This is a genomic window from Nonomuraea sp. NPDC049758, assembly GCF_040674635.1.
GTDB lineage: Bacteria > Actinomycetota > Actinomycetes > Streptosporangiales > Streptosporangiaceae > Nonomuraea.
In genome coordinates this window covers 244,071-258,963 of the sequence record NZ_JBFAMZ010000010.1, presented here as the reverse complement: position 1 = coordinate 258,963, position 14,893 = coordinate 244,071, and the positions used below count along the sequence as shown (strand labels likewise).

Genomic DNA, 14,893 nt, shown 5'->3' with positions numbered 1-14,893 from the left:
CGGCGTGAGCCGGCGCGGCGACGGCAGCCGGACGGCGGCCCCGGGGGGCCGTCAGCGGTGGGGGCGGAAGGTGCGGCGGAGATCTGTGACCCATTCGTCGGGGAGCTCCCACGGGATGAAGTGCCCGCCGCGCTCGTGGCAGGTGATGTCGGCGTGGTTGTACCAGGCGGCCCGGTCGCCGTCGAGGAAGCTCCGGATCCGCTGTTCGCCGGTCGTGACGCCAGGCGGGTTCTCGAAGTCGACGAACGTGATGCCCGTGGGCGCCTCGACGACCGGCCACCGGTCGTGCGACGGCGTCCAGGGGTAGCGGTTGTTGTTGGCGTAGGTGCGGATCGAGCTGTCGATCGTGTTGCCCGCCCAGAAGATCGTCGCGTGGGTGAGCAGGTCGTCCTTGGTGAAGACGTTCTCGACGTCGCCGTGGTTGTCGGACCACTTCGTCCAGCGTTCCAGGATCCAGGCCAGCATGCCGGTGGGGGAGTCGGCCAGGCCGTGGCCGAGCGTGGACGGCGCGAGCATGTGCGCCGCCAGATGCACCGCGAACCGCCGGTCCAGCTCGACGAACCGGGCGTGCACGTCGGCGGGCAGGCCGTCCGGGATGGGCATGCCGCCGCTCAGGTCCCAGGCGCGGTCGCCGTTGAAGAAGGTGAGCTTCTGCGCCGAGCCGATGTGGATCGCGTACAGCTCGCCGGCGTACTTGTGGCCGAGCTGCCCGGTGACCAGCGCCCCGACGTCGCATCCGGCGGCGGCGTACCGGTCATGGCCGAGGACGCCGGTCATCAGCTCGTGCCACACGTCGGCGATCTTCCAGAAGTTCATGTCCGGCCGGCCGTCCAGCAGGGCCGAGAACCCGAAACCCGGCAGTGAGGGCACGATCACGTCGAACGCCTCCGCCGGATCCCCGCCGTGGGCGCCGGGGTCGGCGAGCGGGTCGATGACCTTCGACCAGTGCCAGAACGTCCAGGGCCAGCCGTGGCTGAGGATCAGCGGCACGGGGGCGGGGCCGACGCCGGGCTTGCGCATGAAGTGCACCGGCACGCCGCCGACGTCCACCCGGTAGTGCTCGTAGGCGTTGATCGCCCGCTCCGCCGCCCGCCAGTCGAAGCCGTCGGCCCAGTAGGCGACCAGCTCGCGCAGGTACTCGCCGCGCACGCCGTAGAAGCCGTCGTCGTTCCCCGCGGACGGCGCCCATCGGGTCATGGTGAGCCTGCGGCGCAGGTCGTCGAGCACCTCGTCCGGTACGTGCAGCGGCTCGGGGCGCAACGGGAAGGGAGTCGAGCGAGTCAAGGGAACCGTCCTCCTAGTCTTCGACACGCGCGGCGATCTCGGTCAGGCGGCCGAGGACGCCCGCGTACCGGGCCAGCTCCGCGCGCTCGTCCTCGCTCAGGTGCGCCACCAGGCGGGCGACCCGCGCCACCCGGTCGGCGCGCCGGGAGCGGACGATGTCCCTGCCCTCCTCGGTGAGGGCCAGCAGGACGGCGCGGCCGTCGCGCGGGTCGGGGCGGCGCGAGACCAGCCCGTCCCGTTCGAGCTTGGCGACCAGGCTGGTGAGCGCGGGCTGCTTGAGCTGTTCCGTCGCCGTCAGGTCGGTGAGCCGCATCGGACCCTTGCCCGCCAGCGTGTGCAGCACGGACAGGGTCGAGAAGCTGAGCCGCCTGACCGAGGGCAGCCGGATGAAGTACGCGTTGAAGTCCTCGATCGCGCCGACCAGCGCGTCGAGGTCGAGGGCGGGGCCGGGGTCCGCCTGAGAGGATGCCACGCCGCCATTTATATCGAACTTCGATGTAAATGAGCTACATTCGGTGAGCTACACCATTAATGAGGGCGGAGGCGCCGCGACCGACAGGTCGATCTCCGGGTCGAAGAGCACCTTGGCCAGATGCTCGACGCCGTGGCACACCGCCCCGATGGCCACGCACTCGTCGCCGAGCACGGAGGCCCGCAGCTCGGGCGTGCGCAGGCACATCGTCTCCAGCTCGATCCGCAGCGGCTCCATCAGCACGTCGGCCGAGCGCGAGAACCCCCCGCCGAGCACCACCAGGTCGGGATCCACGGTGAGGGCCATCGCGGTGGTGGCCAGCGCCAGCACCTTGACGTAGCGCAGGACGGCCCGGCGCGCCTCGACGTCACCCTGCCTGGCGGCCTCGAACACCGCCCCCGCGACCGCCTCCGGCGGCGTGCCGGGCTCGACCGACGGGACGGCCTGCAGCAGCTCGCCCACGTGACCGAGGTTGAACAGCGGATGCACGCCGATCTCCCCGGCGGCGCCGCCGCTGCCGCGCAGGGGGACCCCGTCGAGCACGACGGCGGCGCCGGCCCGGCGTCCGACGTGCAGGAAGATCAGGTTCCGCGCGTCGCGGGCGATGCCCCTGCGGCACTCGGCCAGCGCGGCGAGCCTGCTGTCGTTCTCCACCAGGACGGGGCAGCGCAGCCGGTCGCCGAGATGGTCGGCCAGCGGCACGTCCGACCAGTCCTGGATGGCCCGCGAGAGCACGACGCGCCCCTGCAGGTCGACATAGCCCGTGCTGCCCGCGACCGCGAGCCAGACGTCGGCGGCGGCGGTGCCCGAGCCGGTCAGGCAGCCGTCGATGGCCCGGTCGACGGCGGCCAGCCGCTCGCCGCGCGGCTGCTCGGGAGTGACCGGCTCGCGCGTGGTGTGCAGGACGTTGCCGTCGAGGTCGGCCACGACCGCGAGCACCTTGTGCGCCCCTATGTCGAGGCCGAGCACCCGGCCCGCCTCCGCGTGGAACCGGTAGCGGCGCGCGGGCCTGCCCTTCTCGCCGCCGCTCGGATCCATCTGGACCACCCAGCCCAGCTCCATGAGGTCCTTGACCACCACCTTGATGGTGGCCCTGGCCAGGTCGGCGCGCTCGGCGAGCTGGGTCAGCGTCGCCGGCCCGCCGGCGCGCAGGGCCGAGAGCGCGGCGAGCGCGTTGAGCCGCCGGAGCCGCTGGAGGTCGCCGCCGGTCACGGAGAGCGTCACTGATGACCCTTCTTGACGAATCTTAATGGTGAGCTCCATCATAAATCCTGATCGAGGAGCTCACCCAGAAAAAAGAGGCCAGATCACGGGCATGGCCGCGGGCGGCTCGCGGCGACCGGAAGCCGAGCGCCATGCTACGACCCGCCGCCCGCCCTGTCACCGACCGACGATCCCGCCCCCGAACCCCCCAGGGACCTGTCTTGCTGCTGCCACGACCCGTCCATGTGACCCCAGACGGCGGGGAACCCTTCGCCTTCACCGCGACCACAGTGATCGCCGCCCCTCCCGGCCTGTCGCGGGTGGAGGGCTGGCTGCGGGCCGCGTTGTCGCCCGCGACCGGCCTGCCGCTGCCCGCCGGAGGGCCGGGGCCGGGGGCGATCGAGTTCGCCCTGACGGCCGGGCTCGGCCCGGAGGGTTACCGCCTGACCGTACGTCCCGACGGGGTGCGCGTCGAGGCGGGCGACGCGGCCGGGGCGTTCTACGGCGCGCAGACCCTGCGCCAGCTCCTCCCGCCCGCGGCCTTCCGCAGGGGCGCGGTCGGCGAGCAGGACTGGCTGCTCGCCCCGGTCACCGTCGCCGACCGGCCGCGCTTCCGGTGGCGCGGCTGCCTGATCGACGTGGCCAGGCACTTCCTGCCGAAGCCCGACCTGCTGCGGTACATCGACCTGCTGGCCGCCCACAAGCTCAACGTGCTGCATCTGCATCTCACCGACGACCAGGGCTGGCGGCTGGAGGTCAAGGGGTATCCGAAGCTCACCGAGGTCGGCGCCTGGCGCAGGGAGAGCCCGCTCGGCGACCGCCGGCACGGCGTGTTCGACGGCCGCCCGCACGGCGGCTTCTACACCCAGGACGACCTGCGCGAGATCGTCTCGTACGCGGCCGACCGGTTCGTCACCGTCGTGCCGGAGATCGAGCTGCCCGGCCATTCGCAGGCGGCCATCGCGGCCTATCCGGAGCTGGGCAACCTCGACGAACGGCTGGAGGTCGCCACCGGGTGGGGCGTCTCGCCCCACGTGCTCAACGTCGAGGACGCCACGCTCGCCTTCTACCGGGACGTGCTCGACCAGGTCATGGAGATCTTCCCCGGCGAGTACGTCTGCGTGGGCGGCGACGAGTGCCCCAAGGAGCAGTGGCGGCAGAGCCCGTCGGCCCAGCGCCGCATCGCCGAGCTCGGCCTGCGCGACGAGGAGGAGCTGCAGAGCTGGTTCATCGGCCAGTTCTCCGACCACCTGGCGGCGCGCGGCCGTCGCCTGCTCGGCTGGGACGAGATCATCGAGGGCGGCCTGCCGCCGGGGGCGACGGTGGCGTCCTGGCGCGGGACGTACGGCGCGGTCGCGGCGGCGCGGGCCGGGCACGACGTGGTCACCTGCCCCTTCACCGAGCTCTACCTGGACTTCCGGCAGTCCGACCGGCCCGACGAGCCGGTCCCGATCGGCAACGTGATCTCGCTGCGCGACGTCCACGGCTTCGAGCCGGTGCCGCCGGAGCTGACCGAGGCCGAGGCCGCCCGGGTCCTCGGCGCGCAGGCCAACCTCTGGACCGAGCACATCGACTCGCCCCGCGGGCTCGACTACATGGCCTTCCCGCGGCTGTCGGCCTTCGCCGAGGTCGTGTGGAGCCCCGCCGGAGGCGACTTCGACGACTTCCTGACGCGGCTGCGGCACCACGAGCGCCGGCTCGCCGCGCTGGGCGTGGAGTACCGCAAGGAGACCGGCCCCGAACCGTGGCAGACCAGGCCGGACGTCCGCGGCCGGCCCCGGGAGCGGGCGGAGACCGAGGCCGAGGTGGCCGCCTGGACCCGCGGACTGCGGCGCAACCTCAGCGAAGGGAAGCGAGCATGATCAAGCGTCTGTCCGTCGTCCTCGTCGGCCTGTCCTGCCTGCTCGGCCTGGTCACCCCGGCCCAGGCGGCGGCTCCGGAGCTGTCGGCGTACTTCAGCAGGCCGAGCGTGGACGGCACGCTCGCCGACCCCCTGCCCGCGAAGGTGCTGGAGCTGATCGGGCTGGCCGCCCCGGACTCCACGCTGCGCGTGGCGACCTTCGTGCTGGAGATCAAGGCCGTCAAGGACGCGCTGGTGGCGGCGCACGCCCGGCGGGTCGACGTACGGGTGGTGGCCGAGGGATCGGGGCACAACGCGCTCCTGGACGAGCTGGCCGCGGCCGGCGTGCCCGTCACGCTCTGCGACAGGGGCTGCAACGGGCCGGACACCGACATCAGCCACCACAAGTTCCTCGTGTTCAGCCGGCTCACGGACGGCAGGACCGACGTGGTCGTGCAGAGCTCGCAGAACCTCGCCCCCGACACCGGCCTGCACCAGAACATGCTGATCAGCTCGGGCGACGCCGCGCTGGCCGACGGCTACCGGCAGGCGTTCGACACGCTGGCCTCCCAGGTGCGCACCTCCTGGCGGGCGCCGTTCAGCTCGGCCGGCGGCAAGGTCACGGTCTGGATGGAGCCCCGTGACACCGCCTACGACCAGAGCGCCTACGGCAGCGCCGACCTGGTCGCGGCCATGATCCGGGACGTGGGCTGCCCCGGCGCGATCCGCGTGGTGCAGTCGCAGTTCGCCACGGACCGGCCGCTGGTCATCGCCGAGCTCAAGGCCAAGAAGCAGCAGGGCTGCGACGTCCAGGTGCTCGTGGCCGAGGGCAACCAGACGGCCGCCACCGCCGCCGAGCTCGCCAAGGGCGGGATCGTGGTGCACACCTTCCGGCCCGGCGGCTGCCACTACCCGGCCGGCGACACCTGCGCGCCGGACAGCATTCACTCCAAGATCATCCTGGTGGACGGGCCGTCGGCGGCGGCGGGCGGCGCACGGCGCAGCTACGTCTACACCGGCTCCCACAACCTCAACGGCGGCTCCCTGACCGCCTCGGACGACTCCTTCGTCCGCGTCGACGACCCGGCCGTCTACGCGGCGTACGACGCCGACTTCACCTCGATGAAGGACGAGGTCGTCAAGATCGTCCCCAGGGCCTTCCCCGGGGCCGGACTGCAGATGACCGCCAACGGCCCCGACGACCAGCGCGCGCCCAGGGCCGCCGCCATGCGGTCCGGCTACACGGCCGTGGCCTGGGAGGACGACCGCGACCGCGCCTCGGTGGAGGGCACCGAGGTCTACGCGCGCATCTACCGCGACGGGCAGCCGGTGACCGGCCCCGTCAAGGTCTCGATGGGCGGCGTCGGCTGCGCCACCGGCTGGAACCACGTGCAGCCGTCGGCCGGCGTCGACGACGCGGGCAACGCCTACGTCGCCTGGGCCGAGGACGGCGACTGCCGGGGCGAGCACAACATCGCGGTGCGCAGGCTCTCGCCGTCGGGCACGCTGAGCGCGACGATCTGGGCCAACGACCCGCAGTGGAGCGGCGACCAGACCCGGCCGAGGATCGCGGTCCGCGGCGCCGGCGGGTTCACGGTGGCCTGGGAGGACGGGCCGACCAGGACCGTCCGCGCGGCCGGCTACGCCTCGCTGACCGCCCGTTCCTTCGCGCCGCTCCAGGTGGGCACGGGGGACCGGCCCGACGTGGCCGTCGACGGCGCGGGCACCGCGACCGTGGTCTGGCAGCAGGCGCCCGACGTGTACGGCAGGCGGATCTCGGCGACCGGCGCGACCGTCGCCGCCGCCACCCGGATCAACGCCAACGCCGCCACCCAGCACCTGGCCCCCGCCGTGGCGACGACCCCCGGCGGTGACAGCGTCGTGGTCTGGAGCGACAACGTGGCGGTCACCGGCGGCGACGTGACGACCGTCTGGCGGGTGCGGACGCGCGGCCTGACGCCCTCCCTGGGGCAGAGGTTCGCGGAGATCCCCGTCGCGTTCGGCAGGTACGCGCCGAACACGCCCTCCGACGGCGGCAAGGAGTACCCGCCGCTCTGCGGAAAGGTGGACCAGACCGACCGGTGCGCCGTCCAGGGGTCGCCGTCCGTGGCCGTCGAGGACACCGGGCGGTTCGTGGTCGGCTGGACCGAGTCCGACCTGTGGAACGCCGGCCGCTCCCACGAGGTGTACGCCCGCGGGTTCAACACCGACGGGACGACGACCGGCCGCTTCCCCTGCGAGCGCATGAACCCGAACACCGCCGGCGACCAGTCGGGCACCGCCGTCGCCGCCGACGGCAGCGGCTTCCACCTCTTCTACGTCGAGGACTTCGACGCCAACGGATACGGCGACGTCGTGGCCAGGACCGGCTTCACCAACACCGGACTCTGAGCCCGCCCCGCCGCGATCGAGACCCTGATCATCAACCCCCTGACGCCTTCTAGAGAAAAGGAACTGCCCGTGCGCCTGCGTATGGCACTCGCCGCCGCCCTGGCGATGACACTGGCCGGTTGTGGCTCCGGCTCCGACACCACCGCCACCAAGCCAGGAAAAGTCACGATCAGCTACGCGATCTGGGAGAAGAACGACCAGCCCAGCACCCAGAAGATCATCGACGCCTTCCAGAAGCAGCACCCCGACGTCACCGTCAAGCTTGAGATCACCCCGTGGGACCAGTACTGGACCAAGCTCCAGACCGCGGCCACCGGCGGCGCGGCCCCCGACGTCTTCTGGATGAACAGCCTCAACGTGCGCATGTACGCCAAGGGCGGCGTCATCGCCCCCTTCGAGAACGCCGACGTCAGCGCCTTCCCGCAGGCCATCGTGGACGGCTACCGCTACGACGGCAAGCTGTACGGCATGCCGCGCGACGTCGGCGTCCCCGTGCTCTGGTACGACAAGGAGCTGTTCGACAAGGGCGGCGTCGCGTACCCGACCGCCGACTGGACCTGGGACGACCTCAAGGCCGCCGCCAAGAAGCTGACCGACCCGGCCAAGAAGCAGTACGGCCTGCTGGCCCCCCTGTGGGACCAGGGCGGCTTCTACCCCACGATGATCCAGGCCGGCGGCCACGTCATCTCCGCCGACGGCAAGAAGTCGGGCTTCGACGAGCCCGGCTCCATCCAGGGCCTGGAGTTCTGGACCGACATGATCAACAAGGACAAGGTGGCCCCGCCCGCCCAGGCGACCACCGACACCAGCCCCGTGCAGCTGTTCATGACCGGCAAGTACGCCATGTACTACGGCGGCTCGTGGCTGGCCAGCACGTTCAAGACCAACACCGAGCGCGGCGGCAAGGTCGACGTGGCGCCGCTGCCCAAGGGGCCGGCGCAGGAGGCCGTCATCCTGCTCGGCCTGGCCAACTCCGTCTCGGCCAAGAGCGAGCACCCGGCCGAGGCCGCGCAGTTCGCCACGTTCCTGTCCTCCGACGAGGCCGAGAAGATCCTCAGCGACTCCGGCGGCGCCTCGGTCTCCTCGCGGGCCGGCACCCAGGACGGCTGGTTCGCCGCCTTCCCGGACTACCACCTGAAGGAGACCTTCGACGCCTCGATCCCGAACGGCGTGCCGTACCCCGTCTCGCTCAACACCGCCAAGTGGCAGGACGTGCAGAACAAGCTCCTGGCCGAGGCGTGGGCGGGCAAGCGGCCGACCGCGGAGGCGGCCAAGGAGATCGCCGCGCAGATGAACGAGATCCTGGCCAAGGAGTAGCCGATGGTGCTGACCGAGGAACGGGCCGCCGCCGTCAAGGCGGCGGCCCCGCCGGGGCGGCGGTCGCGACGCGACTGGCTGTGGGGTTACGGGCTGATCGCGCCCATGGCCCTCGGGCTGGCCGTGTTCTACCTGTGGCCGATCGTCCAGACGCTCTACCTCAGCTTCACCGAGTCGGGCGTGTTCGGCGGGCAGACGTGGGTGGGCCTGGACAACTTCATCGCCCTCCTCGGCGACGAGGAGATGGCCGGCGCGCTGCGCAACACGCTGCTCTACTCCGTGCTCGTGCTGGTCGGGGTGCCGCTGTCGATCGTGATCGCGGCGCTGCTGAACGTGCCGGGGCTGCGCGGGCTCGGCTTCTACCGCACGCTGTACTTCCTGCCGGTGGTCACCATGCCCGCGGCCGTCGGCCTGACCTGGCGCTACCTGTACAACGGCGACTTCGGGCCGATCAACTACCTGCTCGGCCTGGTCGGGATCGACGGGCCGTACTGGGTGTCCGACCCCGAGTTCGCCATCTACGCGGTCGCGGTGGTCGGGATCTGGACCTCGCTCGGGTACAACGCGGTGTTGTTCCTGGCCGGGTTGCAGGGCATCCCCAAGCACTACTACGAGGCCGCCTCGATCGACGGCGCGGGCCGGGTGCGGCAGTTCTTCCGCATCACGCTGCCGCTGCTCACGCCCACCACGTTCTTCGTCGTGGTGATCACGTTGATCAACACGCTGCAGGTCTTCGACCTGGTCTACCTCATGATCGACACCAAGAGCCCGGCGCTGGCGGGGAGCCGCACGATCGTCTACCTCTTCTACGAGCAGGGCTTCGTGCAGAACAGCCGCGGCTACGCCGCCGCGATCGCGGTCGTGCTGCTGGCCCTGATCCTCATGCTGACCGCCGTCCAGTTCCGGCTGCAGAGGCGGTGGGTGCACTATGAGTAGGCGCTGGATCGTGCACGCGGTCCTGCTCGCCGGCGGCCTGATCATGGTCATGCCGTTCGTCTGGCAGCTCGTGGTCTCGCTGCAGACCATGACCGAGTCGATGCGGGTGCCGCCCACGGCGGTCCCCTCCTGGCAGTGGCACAACTTCGCCGACGTGTTCCGGACCGTGCCGCTCGGGCGGCAGTTCCTCAACACGGTGGTCGTGACGGCCGCGGTGACGGCCGGGCAGCTGCTGCTGTGCTCGCTGGCGGCCTTCGCCTTCGCGCGGCTGGACTTCCCCGGGCGCGGGCCGGTCTTCATGTTGTTCCTGGCCGTGCTGATGGTGCCGGGGGAGCTGTTCCTGCTGCCCCGGTACGAGATCATGCAGGGCCTCGGCTGGCTCAACACCCTCCAGGCGCTCATCGCCCCCGGCGTCTTCGGCGCCTTCGGCACGTTCCTGCTGCGGCAGTTCTTCAAGACCCTGCCCAAGGAGCTGGACGAGGCGGCGCGGCTGGACGGCGCCAACCCGCTGCAGATCTACTGGTGGATCATGTTGCCGCTGGTCCGGCCCGGCCTGCTGGCGCTCGGGCTGCTGACCGTCATGTGGTCCTGGAGCAGCCTGCTCTGGCCGCTGGTGGTCAACACCGATCCGGAGATGATGACGCTCTCCGCCGGGCTGGCCTCGCTGCGCGGCCAGTACCTGACGAACTACCCCATCCTCTTCGCCGGGTCCGTCGTGGCCTCGCTGCCGGTGATCGTTCTCTTCGTGGTCATGCAACGGCAGCTGATCGCCGGGATCGCGTTCACCGGCTCGAAGGGCTGATCCGCAAGTCTTTTCTCCTGCTATATCCCCTTATTTAGGAGTCTGCATGTCTTCGTTCCGTAAGTGGATCATTGTCGCCTTAGGCGTCACTCTGGCCTCGTCCGCCTCACCGGCACTGGCCGCGCCCAGGCCCGTGGACGTGCAGTTGTTGTCGCTCACCGACTTCCACGGCTACATCACCCCGCAGAGCAACGCCGCCGACGGCACGATCAAGGATCCGCAGGGGAACACGCTGGTGGTGGGCGGCGCGCCGTACCTGGCCGCGCATCTCGACCGGCTCCGGCAGGGGCACGAGAACACGGTCACCTTCTCCAGCGGCGACAACTTCAGCGGCTGGCCCACCGAGGTGTCGTACCACGCCGACGAGCCCACGATCGAGTTCCTGAACAAGATCAAGGTGGAGTTCACCACGGTCGGGAACCACGAGCTGGACCGGTCCCTGGAGTTCCTGCGCGACCACATGGGCAAGGGGGAGTGCTTCGGCGAGGTCGGGCTCGACAGCTGCTTCACCGACTCCGACGGGCAGCCCTTCCAGGGCGCCGACTTCGACATCTCCACGGCCAACATCACCATGAAGGGCGACACCCGCCCGGTGCTCCCGCCGTACGTGATCAAGCGGTTCCAGGGCATCCCCGTCGGGTTCATCAACCTGACCACGCCCACCACCGTGGACGGCTCCACCTCCTACCAGCCGTCGCTGGACAACCTGCCGCTGGTGGAGACGGCCAACAAGTACGCCGAGATCCTCAAGCGCCGCGGCGTCAAGGCCATCGTCGCCAACGTGCACGAGGGCGGCAAGGCCGGCGAGGACTACAGCGGCTGCGGTGACCAGAAGGCCGGGCCCATCTGGGACTTCGCCAAGAACGCCTCGCCCGACATCGACGCCATCGTCACGGGCCACTGGCACTGGTACTTCAACTGCTCGATCCCCGATCCCGCGGGCAACCCCCGCCCGGTCGTCGAGGCCGCCAACCACGGCCGCCTCATCAGCGAGATCAACCTCAAGCTCGACCGCCGCACCCGCGACGTCATCAGGACCGCGACCACCGCGGCCAACCACCCGGTGACCCGCGACATCGCGCCCGACCCCGCCATGGTGAAGCTGGTCGACCACTGGAACGCCATGCAGAAGGAGACCTACGCCAAGCCGTACGGGACCATCACCGGCGACCTCACCAGGAGCCGCGACGTGACCGGGCAGAGCACGCTCGGCAACACCGTGGCCGACGTCGAGTACTTCGACTCCCAGCAGACCGAGGGCGGCAAGGCCGACCTGGCCATGGTGGCCGTGGCGCCGACCAAGGGCTCGAACTCGCTGCGCGGCGACCTGAGGTTCGCCAAGGGCGCCAACGCCGCCGACGCCGACGGCAAGGTGCTCATGGGCGAGTCGTGGGCCGCCTGGGGTTACGCCAACCCGGTGGTCACGGTGTCGGTCAAGGGCTCGCAGCTTGAGCAGGCCCTGGAGCAGCAGTGGCAGACGCAGGCCGACGGCACGGTGAAGTTCGCCCCGCTGGCCGTGTCGAAGAACGTGCGCTTCTCCTACTCCCCGAACCGGCCCGTGGGCGACCGGATCAACCCCGCCGACGTGGTCATCAACGGCCGGCCGCTCGACACCGGCCGGACCTACCGGCTCGCGGCGCTGGCGTACACGCTGCTCGGCGCCGACGGCTACACCGCCTTCGCCGGGTACACCGACGCGGTGCGCGGCAGCCGCGACTACGAGGCCATGCGGGCCTACCTGCGACAGGGCCCGCTGACCCCGCCCGCCCTGGACCGCGCGGTGGTCCTGCCGTAGTGCTCGCGGCGCGGGGGGCCGCGCGGCCCCCCGCGCCCCGGAGTTGCGGCAGAGCTCCGGCAGTTCCTGCGCATCCTCACCTTGTGGGCGGGCTGCCCGGAGCCGGCCACCTGCTGAACGCGGTGTTGCTCGGGGTGCCGGCGGCCGTGGTGCTGGGCGTGACGGCCTGGATGGCCAGGGTCGCCGGAAAAGCCCCGGCGCCGTCTCGCGTGGGACAAACCGGTCAGCGAATGACTGGTAACGTCTGCGCGATGACGATTTCCTATGACGTGGCAGGCGACGGACCGGCGCTGCTCCTCCTGCACGCGGGGGTCTGCGACCGGCGCATGTGGGACCCCCAGTGGGAGGCCCTGGTCGCCGCCGGCTTCCGGGTGGTCCGGTGCGACCTGCGCGGTTTCGGGCAGAGCCCGCTGCCCACCGAGCCGTACAGCAACTCCGGCGACGTGCTGGGCCTCCTCGACAGCCTGGGCATCGACCGGTTCTTCCTGGCCGGCTGCTCCTACGGCGGGAAGGTGGCGCTGGAGGTCGCCGCGAGCAGCCCCGAGCGGGTGGAGGCGCTGATCCTGCTCTCCGCCGCCCTGCCGTGGCGGGAGCCGAGCGCCGAGCTGCGCGCGGTCGGCGAGCGCGAGGACGCGCTGGTCGAGGCGGGCGACCTGGCGGGCGCCGCACAGCTGATGGTCGACCGCTGGCTGGGCCCCGACGCCGACGACAAGGCCGGGCGGGCCGTGCACGAGATGCAGCTGCGCGCCTACGAGCTCCAGCTCGCCGAGGGGGTCGTCGGCCCGGTCAAGGTCCAGGTGGACCCGGCGGCCGTGACGATGCCGTGCCTGGCCGTGTCGGGCGCGCACGACGTCGCCGACTTCCGGCACACCGAGGCCGACCTGCCCGCCGCCCGCAACGTCGAGCTGCCCTGGGCGGCCCACCTGGCGAGCATGGAACGGCCGGACGAGGTCACCGAACTGATCGTCGGGTTCCTGCGCGAGCAGACCCGCGCCTGACGCGCCAGGTCACGAGGAGGAGCAGTGAGCCGGCACGTCGACAGCGAACTCGTCCAGGCCGCCGCGGAGGTCGCCCGCACTCGGTGCCGGGGTGACAACCACACCATGGCGGCCGCCGCGCGCGCCCGAGACGGCCGGATCGTGACGGCGGTGAACGCCTACCACTTCACCGGCGGGCCCTGCGCCGAGCTGGTCCTCATCGGCGCGGCGGCCGCCCAGGGCGCGTACGAGCTGGACACCATCGTGGCGGTGGGGGACCGGGAGCGCGGGGTCGTCCCGCCGTGCGGCCGTTGCCGTCAGGTGCTGCTGGACTACTTCCCGGCCCTCCAGGTCATCGTGGGCGACGGCGACCGTCTCCGTACGGTCCCCGTCATCGACCTGCTGCCCGAGACCTACGTCTGGGCCGACCACCAGCTGCCTCCCGGCGACCCGGCCTGACCTCTCGCGCAGGCCGCGCCGGCGAGGGCGGGCCGGGGCGGAAGGGCAGGCCGGGTCGCCGGCGCGGTCAGATGAGGCCCAGCGCCAGCATGGCGTCGGCGACCCGGCGGAAGCCGTCGATGTTGGCGCCGGCCACGTAGTTGCCCGGCATGCCGTACTCGTCGGCGGTCTGCAGGCAGCGGCCGTGGATGTCCTGCATGATCTCCTGGAGGCGGCGCTCGGAGAACTCGAACGTCCAGGAGTCGCGGCTGGCGTTCTGCTGCATCTCCAGCGCGCTGGTGGCCACCCCGCCCGCGTTGGCCGCCTTGCCCGGCCCGAACGCGACGCCCGCCTCCAGGAACACCTTGATGCCCTCCGGCGTGGTCGGCATGTTGGCCCCCTCGCCGACCGCGACCAGGCCGTTGTCCACCAGGAACGCGGCGTCCCGGCCGGTGATCTCGTTCTGCGTGGCGGACGGCATCGCCACCTCGCAGGGCACCTCCCACACGCTGCGGTCCGGGACGAAGACGGCCTGCTCGCCCCGGCGCTCGGCGTACGTCTCCAGGCGGCCCCGCTCGACCTGCTTGACCTGCTTGAGCAGGTCGAGGTCGATGCCCTTCTCGTCGAGCACGTAGCCGGAGGAGTCGGAGCAGGCCACCACGACGCCGCCGAGCTGCTCGATCTTCTCGATCGTGTAGACGGCCACGTTGCCGGAGCCCGACACGACGACCCGCTTGCCGTCGAAGGACGTGCCGCGGGCCTTGAGCATCTCGTCCACGAAGAACGTGCAGCCGTAGCCGGTGGCCTCGGTGCGTACCTGGGCGCCGCCGTACACCAGGCCCTTGCCGGTGATCACGCCGGATTCGTAGCGGTTGGTGATGCGCTTGTACTGGCCGAACAGGTAGCCGATCTCGCGCCCGCCGACGCCGATGTCACCGGCCGGGACGTCGGTGTACTCGCCGATGTGCCGGTAGAGCTCGGTCATGAAGCTCTGGCAGAAGTTCATCACCTCGCGGTCGGAGCGGCCCTTGGGGTCGAAGTCCGAGCCGCCCTTGCCGCCGCCGATGGGCAGGCCGGTCAGCCCGTTCTTGAAGATCTGCTCGAACCCGAGGAACTTCACGATGCCCAGGTAGACCGACGGGTGGAAGCGCAGCCCGCCCTTGTACGGCCCGAGCGCGCTGTTGAACTCCACCCGGAAGCCGCGGTTGATCTGCACCTCGCCCCGGTCGTCCAGCCACGGCACGCGGAAGATGATCTGCCGCTCGGGCTCGCAGATCCGCTCGATGATCTTCGATTCGGCGTACTCGGGATGCTTGCCGAGAACTGGGCCGATGCTTTCGAGCACCTCGCGCACCGCCTGGTGGAACTCGACCTCGCCGGGGTTCCGGCGCAGGACGTTGTCGTAGGTCGACGACAGTTTCTCGTGCAACAAGGGCTC

General features: G+C 71.2%; 12 protein-coding genes. 8 read left to right on the top strand and 4 right to left on the bottom strand.

The annotated features are described in order from the left end of the window. Window positions 1-51 precede the first annotated feature (51 nt). The 3 genes from AB0J46_RS27055 to AB0J46_RS27045 are packed head-to-tail and all read right to left on the bottom strand — an operon-like array spanning window position 52 to window position 2,980. The gene (locus AB0J46_RS27055; protein ID WP_364336601.1) at window positions 52-1,284 is read right to left on the bottom strand and encodes an epoxide hydrolase family protein; all 1,233 of its coding nucleotides are present in this window, start codon (window positions 1,282-1,284) and stop codon (window positions 52-54) included. A gap of 13 nt (window positions 1,285-1,297) precedes the next feature. Continuing rightward, the gene (locus AB0J46_RS27050) at window positions 1,298-1,756 is read right to left on the bottom strand and encodes a MarR family transcriptional regulator (protein WP_364336599.1); all 459 of its coding nucleotides are present in this window, start codon (window positions 1,754-1,756) and stop codon (window positions 1,298-1,300) included. Between the two features lie 48 nt (window positions 1,757-1,804). Next, window positions 1,805-2,980: an ROK family protein gene (locus AB0J46_RS27045; RefSeq protein ID WP_364336597.1), complete on the bottom strand. Its 1,176-nt coding sequence runs from the start codon at window positions 2,978-2,980 to the stop codon at window positions 1,805-1,807. Window positions 2,981-3,111: 131 nt separating this feature from the next. Here AB0J46_RS27045 and AB0J46_RS27040 point away from each other — a divergent pair, with 131 nt between their 5' ends. The 8 genes from AB0J46_RS27040 to AB0J46_RS27005 all read left to right on the top strand — a co-directional run bounded on the left by AB0J46_RS27040 (window position 3,112) and on the right by AB0J46_RS27005 (window position 13,476). Beyond that, window positions 3,112-4,821: a beta-N-acetylhexosaminidase gene (locus AB0J46_RS27040; protein ID WP_364336595.1), complete on the top strand. Its 1,710-nt coding sequence runs from the start codon at window positions 3,112-3,114 to the stop codon at window positions 4,819-4,821. After that, window positions 4,818-7,190 carry a phospholipase D-like domain-containing protein gene (locus AB0J46_RS27035; RefSeq protein ID WP_364336593.1) on the top strand — a complete coding sequence of 791 codons (2,373 nt, stop codon included), beginning with the start codon at window positions 4,818-4,820 and terminating at the stop codon, window positions 7,188-7,190. Before AB0J46_RS27040 ends, AB0J46_RS27035 begins: the two co-directional genes overlap by 4 nt. Before the next feature lie 69 nt (window positions 7,191-7,259). Beyond that, window positions 7,260-8,507: a sugar ABC transporter substrate-binding protein gene (locus AB0J46_RS27030; protein WP_364336591.1), complete on the top strand. Its 1,248-nt coding sequence runs from the start codon at window positions 7,260-7,262 to the stop codon at window positions 8,505-8,507. A 3-nt stretch (window positions 8,508-8,510) separates the two neighbouring features. Further along, on the top strand, window positions 8,511-9,443 hold the full coding sequence (locus AB0J46_RS27025) for a sugar ABC transporter permease (protein WP_358295034.1): 933 nt from the start codon (window positions 8,511-8,513) through the stop codon (window positions 9,441-9,443). Continuing rightward, entirely contained in the window at window positions 9,436-10,245 is an 810-nt protein-coding gene (locus tag AB0J46_RS27020) for a carbohydrate ABC transporter permease (RefSeq protein ID WP_364336589.1), read from the top strand. Before AB0J46_RS27025 ends, AB0J46_RS27020 begins: the two co-directional genes overlap by 8 nt. Window positions 10,246-10,291: 46 nt before the next feature. Continuing rightward, window positions 10,292-12,040, top strand: a complete 1,749-nt coding sequence (locus tag AB0J46_RS27015; RefSeq protein ID WP_364336587.1) for a bifunctional metallophosphatase/5'-nucleotidase — start codon at window positions 10,292-10,294, stop codon at window positions 12,038-12,040. Window positions 12,041-12,291: 251 nt separating this feature from the next. Beyond that, window positions 12,292-13,038, top strand: coding sequence for an alpha/beta hydrolase (locus tag AB0J46_RS27010; RefSeq protein WP_364336585.1), 747 nt, complete (start codon window positions 12,292-12,294; stop codon window positions 13,036-13,038). A 24-nt stretch (window positions 13,039-13,062) separates the two neighbouring features. After that, window positions 13,063-13,476 carry a cytidine deaminase gene (locus AB0J46_RS27005; RefSeq protein ID WP_364336583.1) on the top strand — a complete coding sequence of 138 codons (414 nt, stop codon included), beginning with the start codon at window positions 13,063-13,065 and terminating at the stop codon, window positions 13,474-13,476. Window positions 13,477-13,543: 67 nt separating this feature from the next. On the opposite strand, the gene gdhA is transcribed toward AB0J46_RS27005, so the two are convergent. Next, window positions 13,544-14,887, bottom strand: coding sequence for an NADP-specific glutamate dehydrogenase (gene gdhA / locus AB0J46_RS27000; protein ID WP_364336581.1), 1,344 nt, complete (start codon window positions 14,885-14,887; stop codon window positions 13,544-13,546). Window positions 14,888-14,893 lie beyond the last annotated feature (6 nt).

Excerpts from the sequence above, each read along its gene's own strand:
- AB0J46_RS27025 (WP_358295034.1), top strand. The coding sequence starts at position 8,511 with ATGGTGCTGACCGAGGAACGGGCCGCCGCCGTCAAGGCGGCGGCCCCG.
- AB0J46_RS27015 (WP_364336587.1), top strand. The coding sequence starts at position 10,292 with ATGTCTTCGTTCCGTAAGTGGATCATTGTCGCCTTAGGCGTCACTCTG.
- AB0J46_RS27040 (WP_364336595.1), top strand. The coding sequence starts at position 3,112 with ATGCTACGACCCGCCGCCCGCCCTGTCACCGACCGACGATCCCGCCCC.
- AB0J46_RS27020 (WP_364336589.1), top strand. The coding sequence starts at position 9,436 with ATGAGTAGGCGCTGGATCGTGCACGCGGTCCTGCTCGCCGGCGGCCTG.
- AB0J46_RS27035 (WP_364336593.1), top strand. The coding sequence starts at position 4,818 with ATGATCAAGCGTCTGTCCGTCGTCCTCGTCGGCCTGTCCTGCCTGCTC.
- AB0J46_RS27010 (WP_364336585.1), top strand. The coding sequence starts at position 12,292 with ATGACGATTTCCTATGACGTGGCAGGCGACGGACCGGCGCTGCTCCTC.